Source organism: Domibacillus mangrovi (assembly GCF_001906925.1).
In the GTDB taxonomy this organism is placed as follows: domain Bacteria; phylum Bacillota; class Bacilli; order Bacillales; family Domibacillaceae; genus Domibacillus; species Domibacillus mangrovi.
The window spans coordinates 299,670-319,602 of the sequence record NZ_MRWQ01000004.1 but is presented as its reverse complement, the minus strand read 5'-3'; the positions used below and the strand labels follow the sequence as shown (position 1 = coordinate 319,602).

The following is a 19,933-nucleotide window of genomic DNA, read 5'->3' as shown; positions in this document are numbered from 1 at the left end:
CGCGTAAAGCCCTCTCTAAAGCGTCTGGTGACATATTCCACGTCCTCAGGCTCTGAATCGATAAAAACAGGCACAGCGTTCTCATAAATAATGGGATTTGCACTTGCCACAAACGTCAAACTTGAGCAAAACACAACATCACTAGCCTGCACATCCAAAAGACGAAGCGCCAGATGAATCGCCGCTGTTCCCGAACTTACCGCTGCCGCATCCCGGACTCCCGTATACTTCGCAATCTCACGCTCAAACCCATCCACATTCGGGCCAAGCGGCGCAATCCAGTTCGTTTCAAACGCGTCATTAATATACTTTTGTTCATTCCCACTCATGTGCGGAGAAGACAAATAAATTTTTAGTTGCTCAGACATACGATCACTCCTTTATGTATTATTATTTTTTCATTACTCTCGCTGGCACACCAATCACCGTTACATCATCTAAAATATTATCAATGACTACTGTCCCTGCACCAACAACTGACCATGCGCCAATCGTCTTCCCTGGAATGACTGTCGCACCCGCGCCAATGTGAGCACCTGCGCCAACACACACATTCCCCGTCAACACAGCACCAGGTGAAACATGTACGAAATCGCCAATTCGATTATCATGCTCCACAACAGCACCAGAATTAATAATCGCATGCTCCCCGATCACTGCATCCGCATTAATCACACTTCCTGCCATTACAACCGTACCAGTACCAATAACAGCAGAAGGACTAACCGATGCAAAAGGATGAACGACTGCCTCAAACACAGCACCCGCTTCAAACAATATTCTAGCAATCTGTTCACGGACTTGATTATTCCCAATGGCTACCACAAATACAGCATCTGTGTCTGCAATCAACTTCTCTGCATACGAAATAGGACCAATTAAAACACGATCCTTCTCAAACACATCATCATATTTATCGTCCAGAACCGCAATCACTTCATAAATTCCCTCTGCCGCAATAATATCTTGTACTACTTTACTATGGCCACCTTCACCAATTACAATAATCGGCTTCACTCGTTATCAGCGCCTTTCGAACCAGCAAACTTTTCAATTGTGACATGTCCAGCCTGACTAATTCCCTCGGACTTAAACACCTTCTGCACCGTCATAAACAAAATCTTAATATCGAGCCAGAACGACCGATTATCGACATACCATACATCAAGCTTAAACTTATCTTCCCACGAAATCGCATTCCGTCCATTTACCTGTGCCCATCCTGTAATGCCAGGCCGAACCTCATGACGGCGAGCTTGCTCTGGCGTGTACAGGTCCAGATACTCCATTAAAAGGGGACGCGGACCAACAAGACTAATATCACCTTTCAGCACATTAAACAACTGCGGCAACTCATCCAAACTCAATTTCCGGAGCAACTGACCAAACGGCGTTAGACGAATCGAATCCGGCAGCAATTCACCATTCTCATCCCGCTCATCCGTCATCGTCCGGAATTTATATACAAAAAAAGGCTTGCCATGCAAGCCTGGGCGTGGTTGTTTAAATATAACAGGAGAACCAATTTTTACTTTAATAGCAATAAAAGTTAATAAAACAATCGGAGATAGCAATATAACTACCATGAACGCAAAAATAAAATCAAAAATTCTTTTCAAATTTATCTCCCTTTTTATTTCAATGTATTTCCCTTTAATAATCTTTCATAAGTATTCAATAACTCTTTCCAAATAAAAGATGAGCGAAATTTTTGTTCGACCATCTTTCTACCGTTTCTACCCATTTCTACTCTTAAATTTTTATTGTTCAATAACAGTGCCGCTTTCTCTGAGATTGCATTGAAGTCTGCTATTGGAACGACATAACCTGTTTTATCTTTTTCAACAGTATCTCGCGCTCCCGTCGCTTCAGTAGTAATAACGGGAATACTACAAGCAGCCGCCTCAATCGATACGTTACCAAAACCTTCTCGATGAGTAGGGAAAATCAAGATATCCATAAGATAGTAGTAAGGAACAGCACTTTTAACAAAGCCTGTTTTAAATATTTGTGGATTTTTTGCTATTTCTTCTACTAATTTTCTATCGATAGGATCCCCAGATTCGTAATCACCCACTAATAATAATTGAACGGTGGGTTTTTCTTTAAGAAGCAATTTATAGGCCTCTATTAAGTCTTCTATTCCTTTATCTTTCGTCAGGCGTCCTACAAAACCAACTGTTGGATAATCCTTTGGTATTTTCAGATTTTGAGTAATTTCATCAATATCATCCTGTATCATCGCTTTGTTTGGAAAAAAACTCAAGTCTAGTCCGTTGCTACTACCAAAACCTAATACATTAACTTTTTCTTTACTTACAAGTTTAAAATCAATAGCCTTTGACTTCAAACTTGGAGAAATACATATAACTTCATGAGCTAAAGCACATGAAAGTCTTTCTAAATTCATTAATATAACACGCTTTAAACCCGAAGTGGTTTCGAACCTTAGCCCCCTAAGTGTATAAACCCTACATGGTACTCTTGTTATAAATGCAGCGATCCCACCCAATAAACCCGCTTTTGGTGTACTAACGTTTGTAAGAACTGGTTTTTCCTTTTTTAACACTAATATTAACTTAATTAAAGATTTCAAATCCTTTATAATGCTTATTTCCCTTTCGATCTGTACCGGTTGTATATCAACTTGCCTGTTTTTTCTTACAAATTCTAATTCTTCTCCAGGTGATGAGATAATTAAAGGACTATAACCATTAGCTTTTAGAAACTCAAGTTGTCCTTTCATTAGATTAACGCTTTTAGAAACAGTAACAATATGAATTATTTTTTTATTCATACAATACCTCAAATTTATGTTTAATTAGATTTTTCAAATTCAGAGCGGTTATAAAAATCTGCCTTTTGATTTTTCACATCACTTATTTTTTTTGCAGGTACACCACCCATTACTGCATGATCCTCTGTATCATTAGCAACAAATGCATTAGCTGCTATTAAATTACCTTTTCCTATACTAACACCACATTTGACGGATACATGGGCAGCTAGCCACGTTCCTCTTCCAATTCGAACTGGGGCGGCAATGGAACCTCCAAATCTAACTGAATAATCTTGATATACATGTTGCAAAGTACTAATAACTACGTAAGGAGCAACAATAACTTCATTTTCTATTTTTAATCCTCCCATAGCATTTATCCAACAACCCTTTGCTATATATACATTATCCCCTATAGTTAAATTATTTGTATTTAACAGCGTTACATCTCTTCCCATCAAAAAGTTCTTCCCGCAATTTTTTATAAAAAAACTCGCTAACTTCCCTCTAACTTTGAGGCTTATTTTATTATCTGGAAGCCAGCCCGTTATAAATATTACTGTCCACAACGGCAAGGCCCATCTTAATTGATACAATATAGTCTTCATATAATCAGATGCTCCCATTTCCTTTTATATAATCCGCATATTCTCCCCAAAAACTTTTTCTTTTTTCATCTAATATGCCTCTAGAATAAAGCTTTGATTTTTCAAAGTTTTCTATCGATAATTTCTTAGATAATTCCTTGTTAGAAATAATTTTTTCAATTTTAACTGCTAGTTCTTTAAAATCATTAGGTGCGTGAATAAATTCATTAGTTAATAATTCTGGTATCCCACCTACAGACGAAGCTATTGCCGGACATCCACGGCTCATTGCTTCAATTAATCCTCTCGGCAATCCTTCCGTTCGACTGGGCTGAATATAAATATCCAAAGTATCCAACCAGTTTAACACTGGTTCTCCACTTGGCACTCTTTTTATCTTTATTTGATCTTCAGATAGACCATTTTTCATCGCAAAGTTTATCCATGTCTCGTTTAATCCTCCACCCAAAATATGCAATTCAACCTTTTTTTCATTTTTGGATAACTCTGATATCGCTTTAATAGCAGTATCAATACCCTTGTAAAAAGATAAATATCCAATTAAACCAACAATGGTTGTTTCTCCTTTTTCTTTTTGAAGACGATTTTTCAACACATCGTCTTTGGGCATTGCAATGTTTACATTAGAACAATGAATGCTTTTCCCATTAGTCGGATATCTATTTTGCAAAAAGTTTTCAGTAACATAAAGAACATGGGTGGAATTTTTCACTGCTTTTGCAACTTTTTTAGTTAAAAATGGCGCATAAGCTTTTGCTTTCCAATTATTTAAGTTAGTTAAAGCATCCCATGGGCAGCCTACCAATTCGACAGCCCATGGTTTTTTTAGTTTAATTGCTTCTTCTATAGCTAATAAACCTATTTCACTAGGTAGCCTAGCTATTAAACCACTAGATTTAAGTAAAGTTTGACGAATTCTCTTTCTTGCTTCTCTCAAAGAAGTTATTTTTTTAAGTGGGTTGTTTAAATTTGGTATTTCTATAAAATCCACATTGTCACCACTTGATAAATTAAGATTCCCAGTATTATCTGTATTAATATACTTATGCCTCGACATTACGCTTAATTGCTCAAAAGCACTTAAATAGCGAGTCCAATGTTCATAAGGAAATTCTACTTCAGAGTAAAATTGATTATTTTTAGAATTGCGCAAGAAATAATGATCATGTGCCCAAGCTATTTTCATAAAAATTCACCTAACATCATAGTTTCCAAATGGTTATTCCATCTGGAAAATCATTTCTATTTAATCTGCTTTTGATATCAATTATTATTCCCTTGCCGTTTTTCAAAAGACGTTCGAACTGTTCCCATCCTTGTTCTGTATACTCCCTATGAGGAACAGCAAATATAACGGCGTCAGCAGCCTCCAATTCATTATAATCAATTAAACTTACACCATACTCTTCTTCTGCTTCTTTGCTGTCTGCCTGTGCATCCGTGATTTGTACATCTACTCCGAACTCCTGCAGTTCACGAATCACGTCAATAACCTTTGAATTACGCAAGTCGGGAACATTTTCTTTAAATGTCAAACCAAGCACTGTCACCTTCGCACCTTGCACTTGAAGATTATTATGAATCATCTTCTTCACAAGTGATGTTGCTATAAAGCTTCCCATGTTATCGTTAATTCGTCGGCCAGCTAAGATAACCTCTGGATGGTGCCCTACTGATTCTGCTTTATGTGTTAAATAGTAGGGATCAACACCAATACAATGTCCGCCAACAAGTCCCGGAGTAAAGTTCAGGAAATTCCATTTTGTACCAGACGCTTTTAATACTTCCGATGTATCAATGTCCAATCGGTCAAAAATAAGGGCTAACTCATTCATAAGCGCAATATTCACATCACGCTGCGTATTTTCAATGACTTTGGCCGCTTCTGCTACTTTGATTGAACTCGCCTTATAAACGCCTGCTTTCACAACTGAACTATACACGTCAGCTACGATTTCAAGAACTTCATCTGTCTGACCAGATACAACTTTTGTGATCGTTGTAAATGTATGTTCTTTATCCCCCGGATTAATGCGCTCCGGTGAATATCCAATAAAGAAATCTTCTCCCGCTTTCAATCCTGATTTAGCTTCTAACATTGGAACACAGACTTCTTCAGTCGCACCCGGGTACACAGTTGATTCATAAACAACAATTGTACCTTTCTGCAAGTTTGCACCGACTGTTTCCGATGCTTTAAGAAGCGGTGTTAAATCTGGCTGCTTATGCTCATTAATCGGTGTTGGTACAGCAACAATAATAAAATCCACCTCAGCTAAGCTAGATGGATTACTCGTAAACATAATATTTGCTTCCTGTAACTCTTCACTTGTTACTTCATTTGTATAATCCATACCATCTAAAAGTGTTTCAATACGATGCTGGTTAATATCAAAGCCAACAATATCATGTTCTTTCCCAAAAGCCACTGCAACCGGTAGACCTACATAACCTAATCCTACAACACCAATTTTACGATTCATTATAATTTCACCCCATAATAATTAATATACCAATCAACAAACTTACCAACGCCATCTTTAATCGATGTCTGCGGTTTAAAATCAATATCCCGATACAAATCTTCTACATTCGCATATGTTGCAGGTACATCACCTGCTTGCAACGGCATAAAATCCTTCTTCGCTTCGATCCCTAGTTTTTCTTCAATTGCTCCTATAAAGTCCATTAAGTTAACTGGACTGTTGTTACCGATGTTGTAAATTTTATAAGGAGCGTAACTTGTTCCTGGATCAGGCGCATTACCATCCCAATTAGGATTTGGTTCTGGTTTACGTTGAACAAGGCGGTAAATACTTTCCACAATGTCATCCACATATGTAAAGTCACGCATCATTTCACCGTTATTAAATACTTTAATCGGCTCGCCATTAATGATCGCTTTCGTAAAGAGAAATAACGCCATATCAGGACGACCCCATGGACCATAAACAGTAAAGAAACGAAGTCCCGTAGTCGGTAATCCAAATAAGTGGCTGTATGTATGAGCCATTAATTCATTCGCTTTCTTTGTTGCGGCATACAAGCTAATTGGATGATCAATGTTATCATGCACAGAAAAAGGGAGATTTGTGTTAGCACCGTAAACAGAACTTGAAGATGCGTAAATCAATTGACCTACTTTATTATGACGGCAGGCTTCTAGAATATTTGTAAAGCCGACAATGTTAGAATCAATGTAAGCATGTGGATTCTCTAAACTGTATCGAACTCCTGCCTGCGCAGCTAAGTTAATCACTGTATCTGGTTGATGATTCTGAAAGATCTCATTAACTGCATCGCGATCTTCTAAGTTCGCTTTCTCAAAGGAGAAATTTTCATTTTCTAAAAAAGAAAGGCGTGAATGTTTTAAGTTAACATCATAATAATCGTTTAAGTTATCGATGCCTATAACAGAATAACCATTATTCAACAGTTTTTTTGATAGGTGAGAGCCTATAAATCCAGCTACACCGGTAATAAGAATTTTCATTTTAATGTCTCCTTAATAATTCATATTTACAATAATAAAATTTTTCAAAAACTAGAGTGTGTCTGAAAACTCCACACTTCTCCCTTATTTAGATAATACAAAAATGGAGGCAACATAAACAAAGGCTAAAAAAGAAGAAGCTAGCTTGTCATAACGAGTAGCGATCCGACGAAAATGCTTCAATTTATTGAAAAAACACTCGACTAAATGGCGCTCTTTATACACCCACCAATCACATGCCCACGGATGGACCGTGTTTGATTTGGGCGGAATGATATAAGTTGCTTGATGAGAGGTGATAAAGTCGCGGATTTCTTTTGTTCCGTAGGCTTTATCGCCCACGACGCAGCCCTGTTCTAACGGGACATGGGAAAGAACTTCTGTGGCCACCTTCGAATCGTGAACGCTGCCGGCAGATAGTTGAAAGTAAATGGGATTCCCCAATCCATCTACAACCGTATGGATTTTCGTTGTGTGTCCGCCGCGGCTTACTCCAATATGCTGGTTTGACTCGGCATTTACAGCCCCTTTTTAGCCCCTGCACTATGCTGATGGGCTTTGACAGAGGTAGAATCAATCATCAAATTTTCATCATCAATCTCAACATTTAACGCATAAAAAATAGTTTCAAGGCTTCCATCATCACGCCATTTGCAGAATCGGCTGTAAACCGTTTTCCATGGGCCATACCGTTCGGGTAAGTCTCGCCACGCGGCTCCACTTCTGGCGATCCATAAGATGGCGTTAAACATGTCACGATTGTCTTTTCCTGGACGGCCGGTTTTCGCTCGCGGAAATAACTCTTTGATTTGTTCCCATTGATGATCGTCTATTTCATACCGTTTCGCTGCTATATTTCCATCTCCTCAATCTGATGGATATGATTGTAGCCATAATCCCAAGACGAGGCAACGCTTATTTTATGTTTTTAGTTTTCAGACACAACCTAGTTAAACTTCTCTCTATTGATTTTATACTTAAAAAGTTTTTGAGACCAAGACTACCCCAAATACTTATATAAACATTTTTTGAAAACATTCCGTATCATAGGTTTTTGTATTGTCTTTTTTTGTTAATAAGGCTAAAGCTATTGCTATTAAAAATGGATATATAGGATTATAAATTAAGTTACCTGTCAAAGACATGATCGCAAAAGTTGTTATTAAGTATAAGATTCCAATGTGCATGAACGTACTTTTTATTCTTGTTAATGTTAGTTTAAACAAGTTTATTAAAAACATTAGATATATAAAAATCCCCACAACTCCTCCTTGTAACAAAAAAAGTAAATAAACATTATGTGTACTTGTTCTTGCTGTACCATCATCACTTATACGAACTGTACCTTCGCTATGAGCAGAGCCAATTTCCTTCTCAGCTCCACCGGTGCCTACACCGAATAGAAATTTATCCGGACTCTCAAAGGAAGTATTAAAAACTATTCCCCAAATATCTTCTCTTCCATTTAAGTCCAGAGTTGAAAACCTATCTATAATAAACCCTCCTTGGTTAGATCCGTCCATATTCAAAGTGATTAAAACACACAACAAAGTAAAACTCACTAAAAAAGAAGTTAATACGATTACTAATTTACTTTTGCTTATAATAATCAACAAAAAAACAGCTACTATACCTGCAATCATAGTAGACCTTGAAACAGTAATTACCATAAAGTAAACAGTTAATGTAATATTCATTATTAAAATAAGAAGCCGGAAATTAGAAAGATTTTTATTTTGATACAGTTTAATACCTATTGTTATAAAATAAGCTAAACTTAAGTTAAGCCATAATCCAAAAGAATTTGGATTTAAAGAAATATCACCATAATAATATGCAAAACGCTGAACTTCATAATAATTGAAAAATACTTTTAACAAATCACTATGTAACAGAAGACTTAGAAGTAAAACACTCCAAGAGAAATTTCTCCATACCTTTAAACCATTCCTAGTTCTGATTAAACTCATTGCTATGAATGGCGCTACGATCATATTATATACCAAGTACATACCTCGAAATAATTCTTCAGTCCATAGTAAACCAAGTAGTGTGTATATACTTAAAATAAAATAGTATTTATTTTCTTTAAGAATTTTGAAAAACTCTTTCTTTAACGATAACCCATGTATCATGAATGGTAATAAAAAGAGCATTGTAGTAAGCTCCTTATCAATACCATATACACGTTGAATATAAGGTGATAATGAAAAAAAGAAAGGATATATTGATATTATAAACAATTGATATTGTTTCATATTATATTTTGTATCCCCTCTTTAATTTTTTATCTTTTTCATACTGATTTATCATTTCCATCGCCATTTCTTTTATTTATTGTCTCTATCATACATCTCAAATATCTCACTAATATTTTTCTCAATTGAGAATGGAGTTTGCCTCAATTGAATAGTCAACTCTTCCGAACTTTGCTTTATTTTATTATGTTTATTTACCAAATTCATTGCCCTCTCTGCCCACTTATTAGATGTTTCATTAATATTTATACACTCTAATTTTCCATAGTATTGTTTAAGTTCTTTTATTGGATCTATATCACTTCCTAAAACTGGAATTCCATTAATCAATGCTTCTAGAACCCCGCCAGGAAGCCCTTCTCTCTTTGACGGAAAAATCATTAAAGAACTCGAACTTAATAATTCAGGTATATCGTTACGTACACCTAAAAAAACCACAGATTCATTCAAAGAGTTCTCGGAAATAAATTCATCCAACTTCTCTTTTATTTGATTATTGATTTGACCAACTAATACTAGCCTGAATTCCTTGTCACGATCATGAATTTTTTTAAAAACCTCTAAAACTTTCATATGATTTTTATCTAAAATCATTCGACCAACATGTATAATGACTTTTTTTTCTTTTTGACGAACCCCTTTGAAAATTGAATCCTCTGAAAACCCGTTATACATAACTTTCACATGATCTGGTATTTGTTTCATATGTTTAAAGATCGCTTTTTTGACGCTTTTGCTTACACAAAGAATATCAGTTGATTGATTAACAATTAATTTCAATAATAAAGAATTTCTTTTTTGAGTGAAATAAGATTCTTGTTTTCCACTACCCGTACTTCTGAAATGGCTAATTCTCACTGGAACCTGGTTACGTTTGGCAATCCATTGAATAATACCAGATGCATATAATACATGGGAATGGACAGCATGATAGGCGTGTTTTTTTAATATATTATTTAATTCCGAAAAGAATTTTGGACTTTTCAATTTTACATAATAAATTTTTGAGCCTTCTTTTATTAATTCATCGTCTAGAGATCCTTTTTTCCCAGATAAACACAAATAATCAAATGTAACATTATGCCTTTTTAATTCCTTTGATAATGCAATTGTGCGAAGTTCGGCCCCGCCTTTATCTAATTTTGAAAACACTTGTAGTACTTTCATTCTGATCATCACTCACATTCTATGTACTTGGTGTTTCATTATGTAACTTTGGAATTTTCCCCTCATCAATTCGTAGTTATAAATAAGGCTTTATAACAGTATATTTATTTAATTCAAAAATTTTTCAACTAAAATTTTCTTTTTTAAATCAGGCTCTATGTTTTTGATATTCAAAGAATTTCTAAGAGACTTTACTTTGTATTCATCATATGTGTTTATAACTTTTGCCGGAACACCAGCTGCTATCGAATTTGAAGGAATATTTTTAGTAACTACAGACCCTGCACCTATAACTACATTATTGCCAATTGTTACTCCTGGCATAATTATAGAACTAATGCCAATAAAAACATTATCCCCTACAATTATTTTACCAAAAACATCAATATCCTGTATTTCCTTACGAAAAATCCAAACTCCACCATCATGAGTTATAAATTGAACTCCACTAGTTAATGTTACATGATTACCTATCTTAATCAAATATGGTTCAGAGCCAAAAGTCCCGGATTTTATACCCAGGAACCTACAGTCTTTTCCAACATCAACACCTATTTTTCTAGCATATTCGATTGGATTTTTTTTAATTTTATATATTCTACTAATTTTTTTACATATTCGTATCATTTATACTTCTCCTTCTTTTAAGAATATTTTTTAAAATGAAAAAATATCCTAATGATGTTACAAAATAACCTATCACTAAAGCCCAAGCCATTCCGACTAACCTATAATTTTCTATTAATATTAAAGACGCAAAAGTTAAAAATATAAGGCTAGTAAAATGTATATATGGCTGTATTTTAAATTCTTTAAGTACCGTTATAGCCGTACCAAGGAAGACCGAACTATATAGTACAGAAACACCTATAACTAATATCATTAAAACTTGTGTATATTCAAGATATTCTTTTGAATATATAATAGTCAAAACTAGTTCTCCTGCAAAACTAAAAAAAATAATCATCAATAAACTCATTATCATTCCGGAGAAAATCATTTTTTTCAGCAAAGACTCAAAGTTATCATAATCATTTTTTTTTGAAAGTTGACTTAATTTTGGCATAAACACTTGAGAAACTGCATTTAATAGTGTATTACCTATTACCAATAGATAAGCTAATCCGGAAAATATACCCAGTTCATATAAACCTAACTTGTTTTCAATTATATAACGAGGTACATTAGTATTTAAAGAACCAATTAAAGTTGAAAGGCCTAGTGGTAATGCTAGTAAAAATAACATTTTAATTTTTACAAAGTTTACTTTTTTGCTACTTTTTTTTATATTTATATACTTCTTTATGTGTTTTTTGTCGTAAAAAGAATAAATAGTATAGTTAGTTATAGCCATACCCAACATAGACCACATCAAATTCTCACTAAAAAAATAGATAGTAGTTACAACTAGTAAATTTAAAATCCCTCTCATTATTACTGACTTCGCAATAACATCAAATAATACTTTCTTTTGAAAAAAACCGTAATACAAATCTATTTTCATTTCAAATAATTTAGCAACTGATACCATTAAAATTGTAGTGTAAATATAAAAAGTATAATCCGAAATCATGACAATACCTAAAATAATTAATATTGCTATAACACTTGTGAATTTCCTTAAATTCTCGTAGTCCCAAAAACTATAATCGTCATTAGAATCCGTTACTATAACAGTTCTAAGCCTTAAATTTAGTAATAAGAACACTGGAGAGACAATTGCCAAAGACAAGGTAAATATCCCTACTTCTGCCGGCCCTCCAATTTTTGCAATTACGGATAAAAGCATAAACTGTGTTAATGCATAAATGATATTCCCTGAAAATGTCCATGAAATATTCGATAAAATCTTTATTTTTTTCATAGACTTACCTCTAAGATTCATGTTGATCTCCTTGTTTTCACCTGGTAAACTGCTCACAAACCTTCACCTTCTAGAACCCCCGTTTCCCTAATATAGAGTATATAAATTCCGTTTAATCTTTCAACATCTGAACTACGCCCATTCTTTGCAGCACCTTGTCTGGAAAAGTGGCCAGATACTCCATAAATGAGCGGACAGAAGCCCGTATTTCTTTTTGTGAAGCATGAAACCGGTTGGCAATGACACTTTCCCTTGAGCCATTTCCAAATACGCTCCAGCATGTTCAAATTTGGTGAATAAGGCGGGAGAAACAGGAGCGTTAATTGGTCTTCATGCTGCTTCAAGAAGGGCTGAATCAGCTTCGCGTGATGAATGAGGGCATTGTCGAGTACGATGACCAGATGCTTGTCCTTGTTTTCAGCTGTTAAGTACTGCAGAAACTGAAGAAAAGTCTCCGCATTACAGGAAAAGGATTCCATACAGAATCATTCGCCACTCTGCGCATTGACCGCACCAAATAAGCTCACTTTCGCATGATGTCCATGAGTGGGAATGTGCTTTTGTCTTCCGACGGGAGTCCATGTCGCATGAAGAGCCTGTTAATCGCGAATATGGGTTTCGTCCGCGTAGAATAGGATCATCTCATCAGAGAAGTTTTTTTACCATGTCCAGATCATGCTGGAAGTGTTTTTGTTTTTCAACATCCGCCTTTTTCAGGCGGTACGTTGGTCTTGTATAGCGAAATCCCCAGCGATGCACATGAAGGATCGGGCCACTCCAAGTCCCTGGCATCCTTCCATCACGAAGCGAACCGCCATGACTCGTTTTAAAGAAGAGGCATTCTTTAGTGTACGTTCGTATTCTTTTAACTTTTCTACTGTCGAGCCGTGTGTATTCGTCACCTTTAATTGTTTCATGTTTCATCGCTCCTCCACTAGGTTATACTAGCAGTGTCGCCAAGACCGATAGGACTTCATACGTGTCGATTTGTTTAGCAGGATTTATATAGATCAAAAACTGATTGCTTCTTTCATAACCATTTTTAAATCCTCTTTCGTATTCGCAACCTCAATCAACTGCTCTTTTAATAAAGTTGTATCCTTACTAGGAAGACTGCTGATAAACCGCCAAAGTACCTCCCCTTCCACAACCCCTGCTTTCCCAATATGAATCTTCGGAAAGACTTGCTTTGGATGCACTTCATTTTCGTTGAGCAGTTCTTCAAACATTTTCTCCCCTGGCCGGAGTCCCGAGAATTCAATTCCAATTTCGTCTTCTGTATATCCGGACAGCTTAATTAAGTTGCGGGCGAGGTCGACAATTTTGACCGGTTCACCCATGTCGAGGACGAAGATTTCTCCGCCGCGTGCGAGTGCGCTTGACTGAATGACAAGTCTTGATGCTTCTGGGATCGTCATGAAGTATCGTGTCATGTCTTCGTGTGTCACGGTAACTGGTCCGCCTGCTTCAATTTGTTTCTTGAAAAGCGGAATGACGGAACCGCGTGAGCCGAGGACGTTGCCGAACCGGACGGCTGTGAATGTTGTTTCTGATTCGCGGTCAAGCTGCTGGATGACCATTTCGGCGACGCGTTTTGTCGCGCCCATGACATTTGTCGGGTTAACCGCTTTATCGGTTGAGACGAGGACGAATCGTTTCACACCTGCCTCGGCAGCTGCTTCAGCTGTGTTTTTCGTGCCGAAAATGTTGTTTTTGACCGCTTCTTTCGGGTTGTATTCCATAAGCGGCACGTGTTTATGAGCGGCCGCATGGTAGACGACGTCCGGACGGTATGTATTTAGCACGTCAAACATGCGCTCGCGGTCTTGAACGTCTGCGATCACCGGAACGATTTCAATCAAATGTCCGTGACTGTTGCGCATTTCCATGTCAATCTGGTAAATGCTGTTTTCACCGTGGCCGACGAGGACGAGTTTGTTCGGTTTAAAAATGCTGATTTGCCGGCAAATTTCTGAGCCAATTGAGCCGCCTGCACCGGTGACGAGCACCGTTTTGCCCGTAATGTTTTCCGCAATGGATTCGATGTCGAGCTCGATCGGATCACGGCCAAGTAAGTCTTCTACCGCCACGTCGCGAAGGCTACTGACGGACAGCTTGCCGGTGATGACATCTTCAATTAATGGCATGATTTGCGCTTTCGCATCTGTTTTGGCGCACTGCTCATAAATGTGATTGATTTGCTGGCGCTTTAATGACGGAATCGCAATGATAATGTTGTCGATCTCGTGTTCTTTGACAAGCAATGGAATGTTACGGGTTGTCCCTTCAACGGTAATGCCGTGAATTTGCAGGCGCAGTTTGTTTGGGTCATCGTCAACAAACAAAATTGGTTCAAATTCTGCTTCATTCGTTAACAGCTGACGGACGACCATGGAGCCGCCTGAACCGGCGCCGACGATCATCGTCCGCTTTCTTTCGTCGTGATGTTTGCGTATGTATCGGTCGCGGTATACTCTCCATGAAAACCTGGAACCGCCGATCAGCAATATGTGCAGCATCCACGTCACGAGAAGCACCCGAATATAGACGTCTTGAAACGCGGCAAACTGGACGATCGTTGTTGCTGAAATGGAAAACGTGACCGCTTTGGCAATGGCGATTAATTCCCGCACACTGGCGTATTCCCACGCTTTATGATACAGCCGGTAAATCGCCGCAAAGAAATGGTGGCTGGCGAGCAGCGCGATCGAACTGATCAATAGTGTACTGGGACTGTATATGTTCATATATGGATGTAAAATAAAGTAACCGATATAAATCGAAAATAAAACGATGGCTGAATCAAGCCCAATTAAAAAGGACATTCTTTTTTGATACGCCAATACCTCTTCACCTCTTTCATGTTAATAGATAGATAGGGAACAAAAAACAGCTAATAAAAACACACATGATGAATGTGTTTTTATTAGCTGTTTTTTTCATGTATTTGCGTGAATGATAATAAATCGGGCATCTAACCCGTCCTCACACCACACTATTGACGACAAGTTGCGTCTAAGGTTCAGATTGTCCTGCTGAACCCACAGTGTGACCGAGTGCCTCCATTGATACCGGTGAGGAGACATTACCGTTTTCTTTTTAGTCTACCTGTCATGTTTCATTAAAATAGGCCAAGGAATTTTTTTTTGCGGGCAACGTGATACGGTTGTTCTTTCGTGATGTAGCCGCCGTTTAGGACGATTTGTGCATTTTCTTTGAAGTATTCGGCGTAACTAGGATCGATTGCGTCGTATGCCTGCCTAAGCCCGAAAGCGCGTGTTGTCGTGTTATGCGCGTCAGATGCAATAAAGTGTGTTAAGTTTGCTTCGATGAGCTGCATCGATAACTGTTTAATCTTTTTGCCAAATTGACCATTAATAGACGCTGCGGTTATTTGAGAAAGTGCACCGTTTTTAATCAGTTTGTACAGCTTGTCCGGATTTTCACTGATCGCCATGTTGCGCTCCGGGTGCACGATAATGGGCGTAATGCCTCGCAGCTGTATATCAAACAGCACTTGTTCCGTAAATGCTGGGATTCCGCTTGATGGAAATTCGATCAGCATATGTGTTGACTCGCCAATCGGCAACAATTTATTTTTTTCAAAATCTTCTACTAATTCACCATACATACGTACTTCCTGCCCTGCATAAATGGTCACACCAATATTCGCGTCATTAAGGTGTTGATTCATTATTAAAACAGCTGCTTCCACAGCTGTTTTTTCATTTTCATATTGACCGTTTTGATGATGAGGCGTTGCAACAATCATTTGAATGCCTTCCTGCTCTGCCTGTTTCGCCATTTCGACACTTTCAGCTATATTTGCGGCTCCGTCGTCTAGTCCTGGCAAAATGTGACTATGAAGATCCACCATAATGACTTGCAATCCTCCTTTTAACCTATATTGTAAATTGATTATAGCATAAATTGTAGAATTTTATAGTACTTTCTGGTAACTTAACAAAATCGCACATTATTCTTTACCATAGTAATAATAATAACTTGAATCTTTCATACTGCGGTTATTTAAGACAACACCGAGCAGCTTGGCTTTCGCTGATTGCAGCAAGTCTTTCGATTTTTGGAGCCCATCAATTTCTGTTTTGCCGCTGTTCACGACGAGGATCGTGCCATCGCATTGATTGGCGAGTACTTGCGCGTCTGTTACCGCGAGAACAGGCGGTGTATCAAATAAAACGAAATCATATTTTTCGAGTGAATGGTCCAGAAATTCTTTCATCGAGAATGAACCGAGCAGTTCAGCCGGATTTGGCGGAATCGGGCCTGATGTTAAAATAGACAGGTTTTCAATGTCTGACTGGACCGCCGTTGCCTCCAATGTTGTTTGTTTCGTTAAAATATTCGTTAAGCCAAATGTATTTTGCAGACCGAATGTGTAATGCATCGTCGGTTTACGCATATCCGCATCAACGAGCAGCACTTTTTTGCCTTGGTTGGCGAAGACGACAGCGAGGTTCGCGATCGTTGTCGATTTCCCTTCTCCCGGGCTCGTCGATGTGACAAGAATGGAGCGAAGCGACTGATCGACAGATGAGAATAATATGTTCGTCCGGATGGTCCGGTATTGTTCTGATATAGGAGATTTTGGATTGGTATATGTAATGAGTTTCCGTTTCGCAGAACCTGGTGCTACTGGTGTTTTATTTTTCCGCTTAAGAGCCAACCGATTCACCTCTTACTGCTTGTTTTGTTTGTGAAGATGGTTTAGATGATGGTCCTTCATTGGTCTCGATTGTCGTGACACTGCCAAGGACAGGAAGACCGAGTAACTTCTCTACGTCTTGTTCTGTTTTCACCGTGTTATCCAAGTATTCTAGTAAGAACGCAAGGCCGACACCTGCCATTAAGCCGACAACGGTCGCAATCGCGATATTGAGCATCGGCTGGGGCTTTACAGGAGACATGTTTTCTTTCACTTCGGCTGGGGCGAGAATGCTGACGTTGTCGACATTCATAATATGTACGATCTCTGATTGGAAGACACGCGCTGTTTCATTCGCGATGTCGACCGCAATGCCTGGATCTTCATCTTGTACGTTAATATTGACGACTTGTGAATTTTGCTCACTTTGAACAGTTATTTTAGAAGACAGCTGTGTGGCTGATAAATCAAGTGCCAAGTTCTCTGATACTTTGTCTAAAATAGCCGGTGATTTCATAATGACGTTGTACGTGCTGATAAGTTGAAGGTTCGTCTGTACTTCAGCTGTGTTGTATACTTGCTGGTCTGTTTTGGCCTGATTCACAAGCAGCTGAGTTGACGTTTGATAGATTGGCGTTAATAGAAAATAACTGATAAGTCCACTGATGAGCGTCGCTGTGATCGTGATGAGGACGATCAATTTCAGCCTTTTTTTCAGTGTTTCCGCCAATTCCTTCAGGCTAATAGTTTCTTCCATGTAGTTCCTCCCATGATGCGAATAGTTTCCGATATTATATCATACTATCATCTGGCTCTCCGATATCCACATAAAATAGGTCTGATCCAGCCTGTTGCCTGGATCAGACCCTTTCAAACTCTTCTTATTTAATGTTTTCCATTAAATCTGCTTTGATTAAGAATTCAGCAAGGATACGCGCCATTTGATCGCGTTTTGTGAACTCGTTCGGCTGGAATGTACCATTGCTTGCGCCTGCCATGATGCCAGCTTGGTAGACTTTCAAGACATCTTCACGAGTAGAGGCGCCGATTGTTTTCGCATCTTTGAAGTCTGCTAGTTTTTTCGTTGTGTCCAATTTAGAAGAATCGAATTTGATACTATTCAAGTTAAGGGCACGGCCGATCATTGCCGCTGCTTCTGCACGTGTGATGCGGTCGTTCGGTGCGAATGTGCCGTCCGCTTTACCAGCAACGATGCCGCTTTGTACAGCTGCCATCAATGCACCGTCCACATTAAACCACTCATCACCTTTTACATCTTTAAAACGGTTATCATATTCAACGCTTGGCAAGCCAAGTGAACGGCTCAAAAGCAATGCAAATTGAGCACGCGTCATGTAATCATTCGGCTTGTACGTCCCAGCTGTTGTACCCGATATGATATATTTTGATGCAAGTGTTTCGATGTACTTTTCAGCCCAGTTTTTTCCACCATGAACATCTGGGAATGTTACACTGCTCTCGATGACTGTAATCATGCCATCGTTTGTCAATGAGCTTACAACGGCAATTTGCTGGCTGCCTTCAGTTTTGAATGTTGTTGGAAGTGCTTTAAATGAACCATCTGCTGCTACGACAACACCTGTTGTACGGTTCGTATCCACTGTTTTGTTTAGTACAAATTCACGTTCCACATACATATCGCCAAACGTTTTCATTTCAATAACATTATTACCTGAAACGAGTTCAACGTTAATGCCCACTACTGGTGCAACGAGGGCAATACCTGGAGCGACCGCTGCCGCTTTTGTTTGCGAAGAAGCTGCTGTTGGCGGATTTTTGATAGCTTGAATTTTCACAAGTAGATCTGCGCTCTCCGTACTCGTTAACTGATCAATTGTAACGCGCAATGATACTTGTGATAAGTCTCCGCCAAGACCCGCTGCAAGAGCTGCAAGATTCACTTGTGATAATGGAAGGGCATATCTTGTTCCACCTGCATTGATGACGATATCCGCTTTAGGTGCTGCTCCTTTAATAGCTGCTGCAAGCGATCCTGGAATATCAATAGCGACTGCTTTGTCATCGGTTCTTGCAGGAATCGTAATCTCCACTTTAGGTGTTTCGGCTGTTACATTCGCGACGATTTGTGTTTGAAGCGCCGCTGGAATAGTTGCAGTTACGGTTGTATCGTTTTCCTTGATTTCTGGCGCAACAACTACCGGGTCCTTTGGAGTAGGCGGTGGTGTTACTACCGGTGGCGGTGTTATAGGCGGCGGTGTTCCACCACCTCCGCCACCAGTTTCATGTCCGTAAAGCTGATACCAAGCCATACCAGCCTTGATCATTGCATTTTTCAATTGTGTTCTTGATACGTTATAAGGGTTTGCAGCTAAGTGGCCTTCAATATTTGAAACAACCGTTTGTAATTTGGCATCTGTCAAGACAAGAACAGAAGAAACGTTGGCTTTTATTCCCGCTTCATCAACAGTACGAACAGCATTAGCCAATGCACTGAATAAAGTGTACGTATAATTTCCAGTAAATGAAGCTGTCGTAATTTCATTGTATACTGCCGCTTCGACTTTTTGCAGATAAGCAAGAATATTAGTATCTGTAAGATTTGTACCTAACTCATCTTTGTATGCAGTTATAAATTTTTGCAAATCATCAGTTTTATATGTACCTGCATAAATACTCGCTTGTAATCCAAGAAGCTCAGCAACAGCTTCTTTTTGTTTACTAGTCGCCCCTTGTTCAAAAGCATCAGCCAATGCAAGTTCCCAATCAAGTGAACTTAAGGCTAAGGCCACGTCAGAATCTTGCTGTGCCTGATCTTTAATTGCCTTTGCATACGTTTCAAAGCTTTTTACACTTGCAAAGTGTGACGTATTTTGAACATACGCTGCTTCTACTTTGTTCGCCTCAAACAAACCTGCTGTTGTTGCAACAGGAGTGAATGCAATTGTTGCTGCGATCATGGCTTTTGCTGCTTTGTTGCTGAATGGATATTTTTTCACCAATGTCGTCACCTCGTCATTTTATTGAGTTTTTGCTGACACAGGAATTCCCTCACCTGTGATTATAGTTCAAATCATACAGAGTTATATAGATTAAATCAATACTTCCTTTCAAAACTT

Annotated in this window: 20 protein-coding genes and 1 pseudogene; all 21 read right to left on the bottom strand. The window is 38.3% G+C overall.

From position 1 onward, the window contains the following. A pseudogene (locus BLL40_RS05060) lies at positions 1-368 on the bottom strand (aminotransferase class I/II-fold pyridoxal phosphate-dependent enzyme); the annotation flags it as partial. Between the two features lie 22 nt (positions 369-390). Next, a complete protein-coding gene (locus BLL40_RS05055; RefSeq protein ID WP_073710822.1) occupies positions 391-1,017 on the bottom strand; it encodes an acetyltransferase in 627 nt (208 codons plus the stop codon). Then, positions 1,014-1,619, bottom strand: coding sequence for a sugar transferase (locus tag BLL40_RS05050; protein WP_073710821.1), 606 nt, complete (start codon positions 1,617-1,619; stop codon positions 1,014-1,016). The genes BLL40_RS05055 and BLL40_RS05050 overlap by 4 nt, the downstream gene beginning before the upstream one ends. Before the next feature lie 14 nt (positions 1,620-1,633). Next, positions 1,634-2,797 (bottom strand): glycosyltransferase family 4 protein, encoded by a 1,164-nt coding sequence (locus BLL40_RS05045; RefSeq protein WP_073710820.1) that lies wholly within the window; start codon positions 2,795-2,797, stop codon positions 1,634-1,636. Between the two features lie 20 nt (positions 2,798-2,817). Then, positions 2,818-3,387 carry an acyltransferase gene (locus tag BLL40_RS05040; protein WP_159434192.1) on the bottom strand — a complete coding sequence of 190 codons (570 nt, stop codon included), beginning with the start codon at positions 3,385-3,387 and terminating at the stop codon, positions 2,818-2,820. 4 nt (positions 3,388-3,391) lie between these two features. Further along, positions 3,392-4,573 carry a glycosyltransferase family 4 protein gene (locus BLL40_RS05035; RefSeq protein WP_073710818.1) on the bottom strand — a complete coding sequence of 394 codons (1,182 nt, stop codon included), beginning with the start codon at positions 4,571-4,573 and terminating at the stop codon, positions 3,392-3,394. A 16-nt stretch (positions 4,574-4,589) separates the two neighbouring features. Then, positions 4,590-5,870, bottom strand: coding sequence for a nucleotide sugar dehydrogenase (locus BLL40_RS05030; RefSeq protein WP_073710817.1), 1,281 nt, complete (start codon positions 5,868-5,870; stop codon positions 4,590-4,592). Further along, entirely contained in the window at positions 5,870-6,880 is a 1,011-nt protein-coding gene (locus BLL40_RS05025; RefSeq protein ID WP_073710816.1) for an NAD-dependent epimerase, read from the bottom strand. The genes BLL40_RS05030 and BLL40_RS05025 overlap by 1 nt, the downstream gene beginning before the upstream one ends. Positions 6,881-6,964: 84 nt before the next feature. Next, positions 6,965-7,734, bottom strand: a protein-coding gene (locus BLL40_RS16760; protein ID WP_425429397.1) for an IS5 family transposase whose coding sequence is annotated in 2 segments (ribosomal slippage) — positions 6,965-7,407 and positions 7,407-7,734 — 771 coding nt in all. Because the reading frame shifts where the segments join, the coding sequence is not laid out codon by codon here. Between the two features lie 159 nt (positions 7,735-7,893). Continuing rightward, positions 7,894-9,138: an O-antigen ligase family protein gene (locus BLL40_RS05010; protein WP_083566306.1), complete on the bottom strand. Its 1,245-nt coding sequence runs from the start codon at positions 9,136-9,138 to the stop codon at positions 7,894-7,896. 72 nt (positions 9,139-9,210) lie between these two features. After that, positions 9,211-10,305 carry a glycosyltransferase gene (locus BLL40_RS05005; RefSeq protein WP_073710812.1) on the bottom strand — a complete coding sequence of 365 codons (1,095 nt, stop codon included), beginning with the start codon at positions 10,303-10,305 and terminating at the stop codon, positions 9,211-9,213. A gap of 108 nt (positions 10,306-10,413) precedes the next feature. Then, positions 10,414-10,932: an acyltransferase gene (locus BLL40_RS05000; protein ID WP_073710811.1), complete on the bottom strand. Its 519-nt coding sequence runs from the start codon at positions 10,930-10,932 to the stop codon at positions 10,414-10,416. Then, the gene (locus BLL40_RS04995) at positions 10,916-12,226 is read right to left on the bottom strand and encodes a lipopolysaccharide biosynthesis protein (RefSeq protein ID WP_095532821.1); all 1,311 of its coding nucleotides are present in this window, start codon (positions 12,224-12,226) and stop codon (positions 10,916-10,918) included. The genes BLL40_RS05000 and BLL40_RS04995 overlap by 17 nt, the downstream gene beginning before the upstream one ends. Beyond that, positions 12,223-12,648, bottom strand: a complete 426-nt coding sequence (locus BLL40_RS17720; protein ID WP_245797890.1) for a transposase — start codon at positions 12,646-12,648, stop codon at positions 12,223-12,225. The genes BLL40_RS04995 and BLL40_RS17720 overlap by 4 nt, the downstream gene beginning before the upstream one ends. 166 nt (positions 12,649-12,814) lie before the next feature. Then, entirely contained in the window at positions 12,815-12,928 is a 114-nt protein-coding gene (locus tag BLL40_RS17715) for a winged helix-turn-helix domain-containing protein (protein WP_245797895.1), read from the bottom strand. Then, entirely contained in the window at positions 12,883-13,086 is a 204-nt protein-coding gene (locus tag BLL40_RS04985) for a hypothetical protein (protein ID WP_245797897.1), read from the bottom strand. The genes BLL40_RS17715 and BLL40_RS04985 overlap by 46 nt, the downstream gene beginning before the upstream one ends. 93 nt (positions 13,087-13,179) lie before the next feature. Beyond that, complete coding sequence (locus BLL40_RS04980; protein WP_073710808.1) at positions 13,180-15,012, bottom strand: polysaccharide biosynthesis protein; 1,833 nt, start codon at positions 15,010-15,012, stop codon at positions 13,180-13,182. Between the two features lie 278 nt (positions 15,013-15,290). Then, positions 15,291-16,058: a tyrosine-protein phosphatase gene (locus tag BLL40_RS04975; RefSeq protein WP_342743112.1), complete on the bottom strand. Its 768-nt coding sequence runs from the start codon at positions 16,056-16,058 to the stop codon at positions 15,291-15,293. 87 nt (positions 16,059-16,145) lie between these two features. Further along, positions 16,146-16,856, bottom strand: a complete 711-nt coding sequence (locus BLL40_RS04970; RefSeq protein WP_073710806.1) for a CpsD/CapB family tyrosine-protein kinase — start codon at positions 16,854-16,856, stop codon at positions 16,146-16,148. Then, positions 16,846-17,592: a YveK family protein gene (locus BLL40_RS04965; protein WP_073710805.1), complete on the bottom strand. Its 747-nt coding sequence runs from the start codon at positions 17,590-17,592 to the stop codon at positions 16,846-16,848. Before BLL40_RS04965 ends, BLL40_RS04970 begins: the two co-directional genes overlap by 11 nt. 124 nt (positions 17,593-17,716) lie before the next feature. Further along, the gene (locus BLL40_RS04960) at positions 17,717-19,813 is read right to left on the bottom strand and encodes an S-layer homology domain-containing protein (RefSeq protein ID WP_073710804.1); all 2,097 of its coding nucleotides are present in this window, start codon (positions 19,811-19,813) and stop codon (positions 17,717-17,719) included. Positions 19,814-19,933 lie beyond the last annotated feature (120 nt).